Genomic DNA, 13,650 nt, shown 5'->3' with positions numbered 1-13,650 from the left:
CGGGCAAGCCCATCCTCGGAGGACAGTGAGACCATGCCCACGGAGTTGACCCACGAGTCGACGTCGCGCGAACTCGCCACCGACCGGGGCGTCCTGCGCTACCACGAGGCGGGCGAGGGGCCGCCGCTGCTGATGCTGCACGGCTCGGGCCCCGGCGTCACGGGCTGGCGGAACTTCCGGGGGAACCTCGCCCGGTTCGCCGAGCGCTTCCGGTGCCTGGTCCTCGAATTCCCGGGGTTCGGGGTGAGCGACCCGACCGACGAGCACCCGATGGCTGCGGCGGGCGGCGCGGTCGTCCGCTTCCTGGACGGCCTGGGCCTCGACCGGGTGGACGTGATCGGCAACTCGATGGGCGGCATCGTCGGGACGCAGGTCGCCGTGGAGCACCCCGACCGCGTCCGGCGGCTGGTCACGATCGGCGGGATCGGCCGCAACGTCTTCAGCCCCGGCCCCGGCGAGGGCATCAGGCTGCTGATGGAGTTCACCGACGACCCGACCCGCGAACGCCTGATCCGGTGGCTGCACTCGATGGTCTACGACCGGCGGATCGTCACCGAGGAGATGATCGAGGAGCGCTGGGAGCAGGCCACCGACCCGGACACGCTCGCCGGCGCGCGCCGCATGTACGGGTCGAAGGCGATGGCGGCCCGCGCGAAGGCGATGGCGGCTTCGGACGAGCCGCCGTACTGGGCGATGCTCCACAAGCTCACGGCCAAGACCCTCATCACCTGGGGACGGGACGACCGCGTCAGCCCGGTCGACATGGTCCTCGTCCCGATGCGGACGATCCCCGACGTCCAGGTGAACATCTTCCCGAACTGCGGGCACTGGGTGATGATCGAGCAGAAGTCCGCCTGGGAAAGCGCCGTGCTCGCCTTCTTGACCCAGGGGGACGAATCATGACCGGCTGGGACCACGAATTCGACTTCGTCGTCGTGGGCAGCGGGGGCGGCGGAATGGCCGCCGCGCTCACCGCCCGCGACGCGGGAATGAGCGTGCTCGTCGTCGAGAAGGGCTCGAAGTTCGGCGGCTCCACCGGAATCTCCGGCGGCGGCATCTGGATCCCGAACAACCCGACGCTGAAATCGCGCGGCCACGACGACAGCCGCGAGTCGATCCGCCGCTACCTCGACCTGCTCACCCAGGGCCGCGTCCCGGCCGCGCGGCTCGACGCCTTCGTCGACAACGGCCCCGCCGCCATGGAACTCATCTGCAAGAGCAAATGGATGCGGTTCTTCTGGACGAAGGGCTACGCCGACTACCACCCCGAACTGGACGGCGGACGCCCGCTCGGCCGCTCCATCGAGGCGAAGCCGTTCGACACCCGCAAACTCGGCGAGGACGAGAGATACCAGCGTCCGAACAACATGAAGGGCCCGCTCGGCCTCTGGATCACCAGCAAGGACTACCACGACCTCGCGATGGCGAAGCGCACCTGGGCGGGACGCCGGGCGTCGCTGGTCGCGGCGTGGCGGGTGTCGTCCAACCTCGTCCGGCGGCGGCACATGGCGACCGGCGGGCGCGCGCTCGTCGCGCGGCTGCGGATGGCGCTCAAGGACGCCGGGATCCCGCTCTGGCTGAAGACCGGCATGAAGGAGCTGGTCAGCGAGGACGGTCGCGTCACCGGCATCGTCGCCGCGAAACGGGACGGGACGACGCTGCGGATCCGCGCCCGCAAGGGCGTCCTCCTCGCGACCGGCGGGTTCGACCACAACCAGGACATGCGCGACCGCTACCTGCCGAAGGGCGGGCGGGAGGACTTCGCCATGGGCGCCCGGGAGAACACGGGCGACGGCATCCGCGCGGGCGAGGGCCTCGGCGCCGCGCTCGACCTGATGGACGACGCCTGGTGGATGCCCGCCGTCCGGCACCCGGCCGGGGCGACGATCCCGCTCGTGTCCGAGCGCGCCATCCCGCGCCAGGTCATCGTGTCTCCGGCCGGGACGCGCTTCACCAACGAGGCCGCCCCGTACGTCAACTTCGTCCACGACCAGCTCGCGGGCGGGCACGTCCCCGCCTGGTTCGTGATGGACGCCAAGGCCCGCGCCCGCTACCCGTTCGCGCAGATCCTGCCGGGCGCGCCGATCCCGAAGGCGTTCTACGACGCGGGGATCGTGTTCAAGGCCGACACGATCGAGGCGCTCGCGACCGCGATCGGCGTCCCGCCGGACGCCCTGGCGAAGACCGTCGAGACGTTCAACGGGCACGCCCGCGCGGGCAAGGACCCCGAGTTCGGACGCGGCGACTCCGCCTACGACCGCTACTACGGCGACCCGAACCTGCCGAACCCGAACCTGGACGTCATCGACACCGCGCCCTACTACGCCTTCCGCCTGGAGGTGGGCGACCTCGGCACGAAGGGCGGGCTGGTGTCCGACGAGCACGCCCGCGTCCTGCGCGAAGACGGCTCGGTCATCGAGGGCCTGTACGTGACGGGCAACTCGTCCGCGTCGGTGATGGGCAACGAGTACGCGGGGCCGGGCGCGACGATCGGCCCGTCCATCGTGTTCGGCTACATCGCGGCGCGGCACGCCGCCCGCGCCGGAGGCGCCGGGACATGACGGCGTTGAAGGCGCGGGTCGTCGACGTCGTCCACGAGACGGCGGACGCGCGCTCGCTCGTCCTCGAACCCGCCGAGGGCGACCGGGACCGGTTCTCCTACCGGCCCGGGCAGTTCCTGACCGTCCGGGTCCCGGCCGGGGACGGCTGGGCGGCCCGCTGCTACTCGCTGTGCAGCTCGCCGCTCACCGACGACCGGCTGAAGGTGACGGTCAAGCGGGTGGACGGCGGCCTCGGCTCCAACTGGATCTGCGACGACGTCACGGCGGGCGACGTGCTGGAGGTGCTGCGCCCGGCGGGCACGTTCACGCCGTCCTCGCTGGACGACGACCTGCTGCTCGTCGCGGGCGGCAGCGGCATCACCCCGGTCATGTCGATCCTGAAGTCGTGCCTGGCGGGCGGGCGCGGCAGGGTCGCGCTCCTCTACGCCAACCGGGACGAACGCTCGGTGATCTTCGCGGGCGAGCTGCGCGCGTTGACCGAGCGGCACCCCGACCGGCTGACGGTCGTCCACCTGCTGGAGTCGGTGCAGGGGTTGCCGACGTCCGCCGCCGTCCGCTCCCTGGCCCTGCCCTACACCGGACGGCAGGCGTTCGTCTGCGGCCCGGAGGTCTTCATGGACCTGGTCACGGGCGTGCTCGGCGACCTGGGGCACCGCGTCCACGTCGAACGGTTCTTCTCCCTGGAAGGCGACCCGTTCGAGGACCCCGGCGAACCAGAGGCGACAGAGGCGAGCGCGGACGCCGCCGAGATCGAGGTCGAGATCGACGGCGAGACGCGGACCGTCCCGTGGCCGCGATCCGAGCGTCTCCTCGACGCCCTGCTCCGCGCCGGGGTCGACGCGCCGTTCTCGTGCCGAGAGGGCAACTGCTCCGCCTGCGCCTGCGTGGCGCTGGAGGGCGAGGTCACGCTCGACGCCAACGCGGTCCTCGACGAGCGGGACCTCGCCGACGGCCTCATCCTCGCCTGCCAGGCGAGGCCGGTCAGCGACCGGCTCAAGATCACCTACGACGGCTGAACACGGACACGGGAGAGGCGATGACAGCAGGGCGGGCGAACCGCGTGCTCGACACGATCATGGAACGGGCGGAGCAGATCCGCGAGCTCGGCCCCGCCAACGAGGCCCTCGGCAGGCTGGACGACAAGGCCGCGCAGGCGCTCCGCGAGGCCGGGGTCGTCCGGCAGCTCCAGCCGGAGGCGCACGGCGGCCTTGAGGTCCACCCGCGCGAGTTCGCCGAGACGGTGATGGGCGTCGCCTCGCTCGACGGGTCCACCGGCTGGGTCGCGGGGATCGTCGGCGTCCACCCGTGGGAGATGGCCTACGCCGACCCGAGGGTCCGCGACGAGATCTGGGGCGACGACCCGGACGTGTGGATCGCGTCCCCCTACGCGCCGATGGGCGTCGCCCGCCCGGTGGACGGCGGCTACGTCTTCAACGGGCGCTGGCAGTTCTCGTCCGGCACCGACCACTGCGACTGGATCTTCCTCGGCGGGATGGTCGGCGACGCGGACGGCAAGGTCGCGCAGCCGCCCCGCTCGCTGCACCTCATCCTGCCCCGGTCCGACTACGAGATCGTCGAGGACTCCTGGGACGTCGCCGGGCTCAAGGGCACCGGCAGCAAGGACGTCATCGTCAAGGACGCCTTCGTCCCCGCCTACCGGACGCTGGAGTACGGCAAGGTCGTGGACGGTTCCGCCGCGCGCGAGGCGGGGCTGACCAACCCGTCCTACCTGATGCCGTTCTCCTGCGTGTTCCCGCTCGGCATCACGTCCGCCGTCATCGGGATCGCGGAGGGCGCGCTCCACCACCACCTCGCCTACCAGCGGAACCGCGTCCAGATCACCGGCACGAAGATCAAGGACGACCCGTACGTGCTGTACGCGATCAGCGAGGCGGCGGAGGAGATCAAGGCGTCCAGGACGGCGCTGCTCGACAACTGCTCGCGCGTCTACGACCAGGTCGCGGCGGGCCACCGGCCGACGTTCGCGGAGCGTGCGGCGGGCCGCCGCACCCAGGTCCGGGCGGCGTGGCGGGCGGTGCAGGCGATGAACGAGATCGTCGTCCGGTCGGGCGGGAACGCGATGCGCAACGACAACCCGATCCAGCGGTTCTGGCGGGACGCGCACGTCGGGCTCGCGCACGCCATTCACGTCCCCGGTGCCGTCTACCACGTGTCCGCGCTGACCGAGCTGGACATCGAGCCCCCGCACGGCCCGATGCGCTCCATGATCTGAACCACGAGGAGAGGTGCATTTCAAGTGACGCAGATCCGAGGGCTCGGATATCTGAAGGTCCAGACCCGCCATATCGACCGGTGGCGCGAGTTCGCGCTCGACGGGCTCGGGTTCGCGGAGGGCGCCGGACCCGACCCGGACGGCCTCTACCTCCGCATGGACGAGCGCCGCTCGCGCCTCCAGGTATTGCCCGGCGACAGCGACAGAGTGCTGGCCGTGGGCTGGGAAGTGCGCGACCAGTACGCGCTGGCCGCCGTCCGGGAGGCGGTCGAGAAATCGGGCCGCGAGGTCCGGACGCTCGCCCCGAAAGAGGCCGCCGAGCGCGACGCCGAAGAGGTCATCGCGTTCACCGACCCCGGCGGCACGCCCGCCGAAGTGTTCTTCGGCCCGGTGCTCGACCACAGCCCCGTCCGGACGGGATTCGCGCAGAAATTCATCACCGGCGCCATGGGAATGGGGCACGTCGTCCTTCCCACGCCCAACTTCGCCGAGACGGCCGCGTTCTACAACGAGGTTCTCGGGTTCCTGCCGCGCGGTGCGATGAAGGTCGGCGGCGGCCGGGTCCGCATCCGGTTCATGGGCGTCAACCAGCGGCACCACAGCATCGCGATCTGCCCGGCCCCGCACGACGGGGACCCGGGGCTCGTCCACCTGATGGTGGAGGTCGACACGCTGGACGCGGTCGGCATCGCGCTCGACACCGTCAAGGAGAAGGGCTTCTCCATCTCCTCGACACTGGGACGGCACACCAACGACAAAATGGTGTCGTTCTACGTCCGGGCGCCCGGCGGATGGGACATCGAATACGGCTGCGAGGGCATGCTCGTCGACGAGACCTACTACACCGCCGAAGAGATCACCAAGGACAGCTACTGGGGCCATGACTGGTCCGGCTCCGAACCGCTGGCCGCCTTCGTCCCGCCGGGGAAATAGATGACCTCCCGTTCTTCGGTCGAGCCGTTCGCGCTGCGCGACGTGGCCGCGTTCGACCACGAGTGCGACGTGCTGGTCGCCGGATTCGGCTGCGCGGGCGCGGCGGCGGCGTTCGAGGCGGCGCGGGCGGGCGCGGACGTGCTCGTCCTGGAACGGGCGAGCGGCGCGGGCGGCTCATCGGCACAGTCGGGCGGCGAGCTCTACCTGGGCGGCGGAACCGCGATCCAGAAGGCGTGCGGCTTCGACGACGACCCCGACACGATGTTCGCCTATCTGGAGGCGGCGCTCGGCCCGCACGCCGACACCGAGAAACTCCGGCTTTACTGCGACGGAAGCGTCGAGCATTTCGAATGGCTCCGGGAATGCGGCGTGCCGTTCAACTCGACCTTCTATGACAAGCCGACGTGGATGCCCATGTCCGACGACGGGCTGATGTGGCTGGGGGAGAACTCCTGGCCGTACAACACCGTCGCGAGGCCCGTGCCGCGCGGGCACCGTCCGGCGGCGGCCGGGTTCGGCGGCGGGATCCTCATGGAGCGGCTGGCGGCCGCCGCGCTCGGGGCCGGGGCCGCCGCGCACACCGACACGCTGGCGACGAACCTCGTCCTGGACGACGACGGCCGCGTCGCCGGGGTCGTCGCGCGCAAGTACGGCAAGACCGTCCTCTACCGGGCGCGGACGGCGGTGATCCTCACGACCGGCGGGTTCGTCGACGACGAGGAGATGCTCGCCGACCACGCGCCCGTCCTGCTCGGCCACGGCAAGGTCAGCGACGGCCTGGACGACGGCTCCGGCATCCGGATGGCCGCCGCGGTCGGCGCCGCCACCCGCCGGATGGGCGTCGTGGAGATCGCGCTCACCGCCCTCCCCGCGATGGTGTGCCGCGGCATGCTGGTGGACGGTCTCGGCCGCCGCTTCATCAACGAGGACGTCTACCCCGGCCACTGGAGCGTCCACGCGGTCAGGCACCAGCCCGGCCCCTACTGGACGATCATCGACGAAGAGGGGTTCGAGGACGTCCCCGAGCCCGACCGGTGGGGCCTGCGCCCCCGGTACGTCACCGAGACGCTCGCCGAACTGGAGGCGTCGCTCGGCATGCCGCCCGGCTCCCTGGAGACGACCGTCGAGACCTACAACCGGCACGCAGAGAAGGGCGAGGACCCGTATTTCCACAAGGACCCGAAGTGGCTGCGCCCGTTGAGAGCCCCGTTCGCGGCGATCGACCCGCGCGCCGGGTTCTTCGGCGGCGGCGCGGGCCAGGGCGGCAGCGGCGTCGCCGGGTTCACGCTCGGCGGGCTGCGCACCACCGTGGACGGCGAGGTCCTGAACGGCTCGGGCGTCCCCGTCCTCGGCCTGTACGCGGCGGGACGCGCGGCGTCCGGCATGCACGGCGAGGGCTACGTCTCCGGGACGTCCCTCGGCGACGGCACGTTCTTCGGCCGCCGCGCGGGCCGCGCCGCCGCCGGCACGCCCTGAGCGCCCCGGAGTTGCGACGCTAATCCTGGATGTCTAATATCCAGATTATGCGGATGAGCGAGGGAGTCGAGTGGGCGATCCACAGCTGCCTCAACCTGACCTGGGTGGAGCCGGGTGAGGCGGTTCCGGCGGCCAGGCTGGCGGCGTTCTACGAGCTGCCCGCGGCCTACCTGAACAAGCAGTTGCAGGCACTGGCCCGCGCGGGGATCCTCGCGTCCACCCCCGGCCCGCGCGGCGGGTTCCGGCTCGCGCGCCGCCCCGAGGACATCACGCTCATGGACGTGGTGGCCGCCATCGAGGGCCCGGAGGAGGCGTTCCGCTGCGAAGAGGTCCTCCGGCGCGGCCCCGGCGAGCACGAAGGGGTCGACTACCGCAGGCGGTGCCTCGTCTCGCAGTCCATGCGGCGGGCGGAGCTCGCCTGGCGCCGGGAGCTGGCCGCGCAGACCCTCGCGGACCTGCGGGAGACCGTCGAGCGGCGGCGTCCGTCCACGCCCGCCGAGACCCGCGCCTGGTTCGCCGCCCTGCGCACCTGACCGCGACGCGCCCGGGCGTCCGCGTCCACGAATTCTGGATATTCCATAGCAAGATCTAGGGAAGGAAGCAGCATGCAGGCACGGATGAGCATCCGGAAGCCGGCCGCCGAGGGCTACAAGGCGATGCTCGCGCTGGAGGGGTACATCAACGCCGGCGGCGTCCCGCGGAGCACGCTCGACCTGGTCAGGCTGCGCGTCAGCCAGATCAACGGCTGCGCGTTCTGCGTGAACATGCACGCCGGGGACGCCAAGAAGGCGGGGGAGACCGACGAGCGGATCTGGTCGGTGGCGGCCTGGCGCGAGGCGCCCTTCTACACCGACGAGGAGCGGGCCGCGCTGGCCCTCGCCGAGGCCGCCACGCGGATCGCCGACGACCCCGCCGGAGTGCCGGACGACGTCTGGAACGCCGCCGCCGACCACTACGCCGAGGCCGACCTCGCCGCGCTCGTCATGGCGATCGCCGCGATCAACGCCTGGAACCGGATCAACGTCACGCTGCGCAACCCCGCCGCGTCCCACTGAAGGGAACGCCGATGGCAAGCGGCCCGCCCGCGGCAGGTGTTCGGGCGAGCCGCTCCGTCGCGCGGCGCTACCCGGCGGCGCCGACGGTCAGGACGACCTTGCCGCGGCCGTGGCCGGTCGCGACCTCGCGGTGCGCGTCCGCCGCGCGGTCCAGCGGGAACACGCCGCGCACGTGGACGCGCAGCCGACCCTCGGCGTAGAAGCGGCCCGCCTCGGCGACGCGGGACGCCGCCCGCCTGTCCGGCGTGGTCCGGACGCCGAGCGACGCCGCGCGCGCGTGGTCGACCAGCGTGATGATGCGGTCCCTGTCCTTGACGAGGTTCAGCGACACGTCGAGGGCGTGGCCTCCGGCGCCGTCGAGCGCGGCGTCGACCCCGCCGGGCGCGGCGGCGCGGACGCGCTCCTCCAGCCCGTCCCCGTAGGCGACCGGGATCGCGCCGATCGAGCGCAGGTAGTCGTGGTTGCCCTCGCTCGCGGTGCCGACCACGGTCGCGCCCGCGATCCGGGCGAGCTGGACGGCGACCGTCCCGACCGCGCCCGCCGCCGCGTGCACGAGCAGCGTGTCGCCCTCGCCGACGCCCATCGCCTCAAGCGCGATGTGCGGGGTCATCACGGCCGCCGGGAAGCCGCCCGCGACCTCCCACGGCATGCCCTCCGGCCGGGCCGTCACCGCCGCCGCCGGGACCGCGACGTACTCCGCGTACGCGTGGAGGCGGCAGTTGCCGACCACCTCGTCCCCGATCCGCACGCCGGCGACGCCCGCGCCGACCTGGTCGACGACGCCCGCGAACTCGTTGCCGGGGACGCGCGGGAACCCCTGCGGCGTCCCCGGCGGCGTCCAGCCCTCCCGGACGGCCAGGTCGTACGGCTGCACACCGGCCGTCACCACCCGGACCCGCACCTCGCCCGGCCCCGCCTCGGGCGCCGGGACGTCCAGCACTTTCAGCACGTCCGGTCCGCCCGGCTCCTCGAATCCCGCGACCCGCATGGTCGCCCCCTCCCTCGTCGTCTGGAAGGGGACGCTATGACCTCAACCAAACCTGAGGTCAACTTCCCGGCAGCATCCGCCGCATCAGGGCGTGCGCGTCCGCGACCAGCTCGGCGCGCGGGAACCCCGCCCGCCTCCGCGCGGTCGCGTAGTTGCCGCCCGCGACCCAGACCGGGCCGTCCGCCAGATGGTCGAGGCCCTCGCGGGCGACGTCGTCGGGATCGGCGACGAGCAGGCCGGGGATGTCCATGTCGAGCCCGGCGCGCTCCATCGCCGGGGTGCGGGTCACGCCGAGCACCAGCTCCAGGACGTCCACCCCGTGCTCGCGCATCTCCAGCCACAGCCCCTCGGCGAAGATCCGCCCGAACGCCTTCACCGCCGAGTAGACGCTGATCCGCGCCTGCCCCATGTACCCGGCGAGGGACCCGACCAAGAGGATCCCGCCGCGCCCGCGCTCCTTCATCGGCGCGCCGAAATGGTGCGTCAGCACGAGCTGCGCCGTGATGTTGAGATCGATGACGCCCTGGAAGCCGTCCAGGTCGCCGGTGACGAACTCGTGCCGGTAGCTGTTCGCGCCCGCGTTGAAGACGAGCAGGCCGACGTCCAGGCCGTCGGTGACCTCACGGACCTTCGCCAGCGCGTCGGGGGAGACGAGGTCGAGTTCCAGCGTCCTGACCTCGACGCCCTTCGCCCGGACGGCGTCCGCCGTCTCCGCCAGCGGCCCCGGCTTCCGGGCGATCAGCACGAGGTTCAACCCCGCGTCGGCCAGCCGGTGCGCGAACGCCGCGCCGACGCCCTCCGAGCCGCCCGCGACGACGGCCCACGGCCCGTACCGGTCGATCACGCGCTCACTCCATCACCGCTATGGCGCCGGTCAGCGCCGCCTCCTGGATCGCCGAGCGCAGCGCCGGGCACGTCGCGTGCGGGTCACCCTTCAGGCCCGTGCACGCCGCCCGCGCCGCCGCGTTCCACTGGATGCTCGTCTGCTCCCAGCTCGCCTTGCGGACGAGCACCTCGGCGTCGCAACGGCGGCACCGGACGGGCAGCAGCGGCCCGTCCAGCAGCCGGTCGTCCTGCCGGACGGTCACGCCGAGGCCCCCTGCGCCTCGCGGCGCGCGAGGTTCTCCTCGACCTCCCGCTGCCACGACTCGACCGGACGGGTCGTGTCGATCTCGAACTCGAACCGGTCGGTCATCTCCGGCGTGACGTCCGCGACGTCCACGAAGAACTGCCGGTACCAGCGGCGGAGCTGGTAGACCGGGCCGTCCTCCTCGCACAACAGCGGGTTGTCGATGCGTGTCTTGTTCCGCCAGATCTCGATGTCCTGCTCGAACCCGGTCAGGATGAAGTCGGACAGCTTCCGCGCCGTCGCCTCCGCCGCCTCGGGCGGGAGCGCGTCGCTGTGCTGGACGATGATCCCCGAGTGCAGGGAGAAGGAGTCCTGGTCGATCGGATAGTGGCAGTTGATCAGTACGGAGCGCAGGTCGTAGCCCTCGTAGTGGTACGTCAGCTCGTCGATCATGAAGGAGGGGCCGTGGTAGGACGCGACGGAGCTGTTCCCGAGCATCCGCGGCCCGCCGCCGCCTCCGCCGTCCCGCTGCTCGCGCGCGTCGTCCCTGGACCGGCCCCGCATGATCTGCGTCGCGACGTGCCCCTCGAAAATGTTCTTGAAGTACGTCGGGAACGACTTGTGGATGTAGAAGAAGTGCGCCATGTCCACGACGTTGTCGATGACCTCGCGCGCGTTGGTGTGGACGGTCGTCTCCGTCCAGCGCCAGTCCGTCCAGTCGTCACGGGTGGCGCCCTCGATGACCGGGATCGTCACGTCGTCCGGCGGCTTGTTGCCCTCGGGGTCGTTCCAGACGAACAGGAGCCCGTCCTGGACCATCGTGGGCCACGCCGCCGTCCGCGCCCGCAGCGGGACGCGCCGCGAGTACGGGATCTTCTTGCACCGCCCGTCGCCGCCCCACCGCCAGTCGTGGAACGGGCACGCGATCTCGTTCCCCTTGACGGTGCCCTGCGAGAGGTCGCCGCCCATGTGGCGGCAGTATCCGTCCAGGACGTTGGTCTCGCCGTCCGCGCCGGTGAACACGACGAGCTTCTGACCGAAGGCGTTGACCGTGTGGGGCTTCCCGTCCCGGTACTTCTCGGCCAGCCCGAGACAGTGCCATCCCCGGGCGAACCGGGAGGAGACGGCCTCCGCCTCGATGGCGCGGACGGCGTCCGGCTCGGTTGCGGTCACGTTGGATCATCCCTTCGGCGATGGGTCGTCCAGTCGAACGTTAGGTCGCGGCCGCCTGTGCGGTCCGGTGAGTCCCGGTGGCCGGGACGCCCGCGCCCGCGCCGTAATGTCGCCATGGTGTCCTGCCGGACAGAGGGAAGAAAGGGACGGAGCAGGGATGAGCAATGAGGTCTTGGACGCGGTGCGCGGCCTGCTGCCCGGCATCGCCGAGCGGGCCCGGTCCGTGGACGAGAAGGGGCGCATCCCCGCCGAGACCGTCCGCGACCTCACCGCGGCCGGGGTGTTCCGCATGCTCCAGCCGACCCGGCACGGCGGCGCCGAGGACGACCCCGTCGCGTTCTACGAGGTCATCCGCGCGATCTCGGGCGCCTGCGGCTCCACGGGCTGGGTCGCGGCGGTGCTCGGCGTCCACTCCTGGCACCTCGGCCTGTTCCCGGACGAGGCCCAGAGCGAGGTGTGGGCGGCGGGCCCGGACACGCTCGTCGCCTCGTCCTACGCCCCGATCGGACGCCTCACCCCTGTCGACGGCGGGTTCGAGCTGACCGGCCGGTGGTCGTTCTCGTCCGGCTGCGAGTTCACGTCGTGGGCGCTGCTCGGCGCGCTGGTCGTGGGCGCGGAGGGCCGCCCGGTCGACTTCATGACGGTGCTCGTCCCCGCGACGGACTACGAGATCCGCGAGGTCTGGGACTCGATGGGCCTGCGCGGCACCGCCAGCGACGACATCGTCGTGGAGCGGGCGTTCGTCCCGGGCCACCGCGCGATGCGCAACTTCGAGCAGGCGCAGCTCCGCAACCCCGGCCGCAAGGTCAACCCCGGCCCGCTCTACCGCATGCCGTTCGGGACGATCTTCACCGGCACCGTCACCGCCAGCGTGATCGGCATGGCGGCGGGCTGCCACGACCTGTACGTCGCGCGGATGCGCGACCGGATCCGGCTCAGCCTCGGCGGCGGCCGCTTCGTCGAGGACCAGTTCGCCCAGGTCGCCGTCGCCCGCGCCGCGTCCGAGATCGACGCCGCCATCCTGCAGACCGACCGGAACGTCCGGGAGATCCACGAGTACGCGCGGCGCAACGAGAAGATCCCGATGGAACTGCGACTGCGCGCCCGCCGCGACCAGGTGCGCGGCACCGAACGCGCCATCGAGGCGATCGACATCCTGTTCAAGACGGCCGGAGGCAATTCCCTGCACCGAGGAAACGTCATCGAACGCGCCTGGCGCGACGCCCACGCGGGCAGCGTCCACGTCGCCAACGACGTCGAACACGCCCTCTCGATGTACGGCCGCGGCGTCTTCGGCCTGAAGGTGGAAGACAACCTCGTCTGACCGCCCGGCGTTGCCGAAACCGCAAACATCCGCGCTCTTTCGGGAAGGGCTGGCAAGACTGGCCGAGCCCTACCGAAGGAGCCACCATGCCGCCCACACGCCGCCGCGACACGCCACCGCCCCGGACCGGAAACAGCGAGACCGAGACCCTCCGCGATTTCCTGGACTACCTCCGCACCTCGATGGCCGCGAAGGTCGACGGCGCCCCCGAACCCGGGGTCAGAACGCCTGGAGTACCGTCCGGCACGAACCTGCTGGGCCTGCTGAACCACCTCACCCACGTAGAACGCGCGATGTTCCTAGGCGACGAAGTCACCGACTGGCAGGCGACCTTCCAAGCCGCCCCAACAGACACCGCGTCCGACGTCCTGACCCGCTACCGAGACGCAGTCGAGGAAGCGAACAAGGTCCTCGACGCCTGCACAGACCTGGCCGCCCCGATCCCCCGCCCCGGCCGCCCCGCCCCCAGCGTCCGCTGGGCCCTGACCCACATGATCGAAGAAACCGCCCGCCACGCCGGCCACGCCGACATCCTCCGCGAACAACTCGACAACACCACCGGCCGCTAACCCTGCCCGCTACACGCCTAGCACGCCACCCACGTCCAGGGGCGTCACCACATATCACGCCGGGTCGTGGTGTCCGGCTCGGATCTGGGTTGTGAGGGTGGCCCATGCCTTCGGGGTGAGGGTGATGTGGCCGTGCTCGGGGGCCTTGCTGTCTCGGATGCCGATGTTGGTGTCGAGGCTCGCGACTTCGACGCAATTGCCGTTGGCGCCGCTTCGACTACTCCTTCGCCACCGGGCATGCCAGGGGTCATGCGGGGCGATCATGTTGC

15 protein-coding genes are annotated in these 13,650 nt (G+C 71.6%); 10 read left to right on the top strand and 5 right to left on the bottom strand.

What is annotated here, in order from left to right; translation table 11 throughout:
- Positions 1 to 33 precede the first annotated feature (33 nt).
- From FXF68_RS03660 to FXF68_RS03625, 8 genes are all read left to right on the top strand, one after another.
- Positions 34 to 903 carry an alpha/beta fold hydrolase gene (locus FXF68_RS03660; RefSeq protein WP_148757458.1) on the top strand — a complete coding sequence of 290 codons (870 nt, stop codon included), beginning with the start codon at positions 34 to 36 and terminating at the stop codon, positions 901 to 903.
- Positions 900 to 2,561 carry an FAD-binding protein gene (locus FXF68_RS03655; RefSeq protein WP_148757457.1) on the top strand — a complete coding sequence of 554 codons (1,662 nt, stop codon included), beginning with the start codon at positions 900 to 902 and terminating at the stop codon, positions 2,559 to 2,561. Before FXF68_RS03660 ends, FXF68_RS03655 begins: the two co-directional genes overlap by 4 nt.
- On the top strand, positions 2,558 to 3,577 hold the full coding sequence (locus FXF68_RS03650) for a ferredoxin--NADP reductase (protein ID WP_148757456.1): 1,020 nt from the start codon (positions 2,558 to 2,560) through the stop codon (positions 3,575 to 3,577). Before FXF68_RS03655 ends, FXF68_RS03650 begins: the two co-directional genes overlap by 4 nt.
- 20 nt (positions 3,578 to 3,597) lie before the next feature.
- The gene (locus tag FXF68_RS03645; protein ID WP_148757455.1) at positions 3,598 to 4,794 is read left to right on the top strand and encodes an acyl-CoA dehydrogenase family protein; all 1,197 of its coding nucleotides are present in this window, start codon (positions 3,598 to 3,600) and stop codon (positions 4,792 to 4,794) included.
- Between the two features lie 24 nt (positions 4,795 to 4,818).
- Entirely contained in the window at positions 4,819 to 5,727 is a 909-nt protein-coding gene (locus FXF68_RS03640; RefSeq protein ID WP_148757454.1) for a VOC family protein, read from the top strand.
- Entirely contained in the window at positions 5,728 to 7,203 is a 1,476-nt protein-coding gene (locus tag FXF68_RS03635; RefSeq protein WP_148757453.1) for an FAD-dependent oxidoreductase, read from the top strand. It abuts the gene before it with no gap.
- A gap of 53 nt (positions 7,204 to 7,256) precedes the next feature.
- The gene (locus tag FXF68_RS03630; RefSeq protein ID WP_246178252.1) at positions 7,257 to 7,736 is read left to right on the top strand and encodes an RrF2 family transcriptional regulator; all 480 of its coding nucleotides are present in this window, start codon (positions 7,257 to 7,259) and stop codon (positions 7,734 to 7,736) included.
- 84 nt (positions 7,737 to 7,820) lie between these two features.
- Positions 7,821 to 8,258 (top strand): carboxymuconolactone decarboxylase family protein, encoded by a 438-nt coding sequence (locus FXF68_RS03625; protein WP_246178249.1) that lies wholly within the window; start codon positions 7,821 to 7,823, stop codon positions 8,256 to 8,258.
- Positions 8,259 to 8,325: 67 nt separating this feature from the next.
- On the opposite strand, the gene FXF68_RS03620 is transcribed toward FXF68_RS03625, so the two are convergent.
- Genes FXF68_RS03620 through FXF68_RS03605 form a run of 4 tightly spaced genes read right to left on the bottom strand, consistent with a single transcriptional unit; the run spans position 8,326 to position 11,488 of the window.
- Entirely contained in the window at positions 8,326 to 9,246 is a 921-nt protein-coding gene (locus FXF68_RS03620; protein ID WP_148757450.1) for an NADP-dependent oxidoreductase, read from the bottom strand.
- 58 nt (positions 9,247 to 9,304) lie between these two features.
- Positions 9,305 to 10,090: an SDR family NAD(P)-dependent oxidoreductase gene (locus FXF68_RS03615; protein WP_148757449.1), complete on the bottom strand. Its 786-nt coding sequence runs from the start codon at positions 10,088 to 10,090 to the stop codon at positions 9,305 to 9,307.
- 4 nt (positions 10,091 to 10,094) lie between these two features.
- Positions 10,095 to 10,334 (bottom strand): ferredoxin, encoded by a 240-nt coding sequence (locus FXF68_RS03610; protein ID WP_148757448.1) that lies wholly within the window; start codon positions 10,332 to 10,334, stop codon positions 10,095 to 10,097.
- The gene (locus tag FXF68_RS03605) at positions 10,331 to 11,488 is read right to left on the bottom strand and encodes a 3-ketosteroid-9-alpha-monooxygenase, oxygenase component (protein ID WP_148757447.1); all 1,158 of its coding nucleotides are present in this window, start codon (positions 11,486 to 11,488) and stop codon (positions 10,331 to 10,333) included. The genes FXF68_RS03610 and FXF68_RS03605 overlap by 4 nt, the downstream gene beginning before the upstream one ends.
- 157 nt (positions 11,489 to 11,645) lie before the next feature.
- On the opposite strand from FXF68_RS03605, the gene hsaA reads away from it, so the two are divergent.
- Together hsaA and FXF68_RS03595 are read left to right on the top strand one after the other, a co-directional pair.
- A complete protein-coding gene (hsaA, locus tag FXF68_RS03600) occupies positions 11,646 to 12,812 on the top strand; it encodes a 3-hydroxy-9,10-secoandrosta-1,3,5(10)-triene-9,17-dione monooxygenase oxygenase subunit (RefSeq protein ID WP_148757446.1) in 1,167 nt (388 codons plus the stop codon).
- Between the two features lie 86 nt (positions 12,813 to 12,898).
- Positions 12,899 to 13,381: a DinB family protein gene (locus FXF68_RS03595; protein ID WP_148757445.1), complete on the top strand. Its 483-nt coding sequence runs from the start codon at positions 12,899 to 12,901 to the stop codon at positions 13,379 to 13,381.
- Between the two features lie 54 nt (positions 13,382 to 13,435).
- Here FXF68_RS03595 and FXF68_RS03590 read toward each other — a convergent pair whose 3' ends face one another.
- Positions 13,436 to 13,645: a DUF397 domain-containing protein gene (locus FXF68_RS03590; RefSeq protein WP_148757444.1), complete on the bottom strand. Its 210-nt coding sequence runs from the start codon at positions 13,643 to 13,645 to the stop codon at positions 13,436 to 13,438.
- Positions 13,646 to 13,650 lie beyond the last annotated feature (5 nt).

The sequence above is a fragment of the Actinomadura decatromicini genome (assembly GCF_008121305.1).
Lineage (GTDB): Bacteria > Actinomycetota > Actinomycetes > Streptosporangiales > Streptosporangiaceae > Spirillospora > Spirillospora syzygii.
The sequence above is the reverse complement of the archived record's forward strand: the minus strand, read 5'-3'. Positions and strand labels throughout refer to the sequence as shown.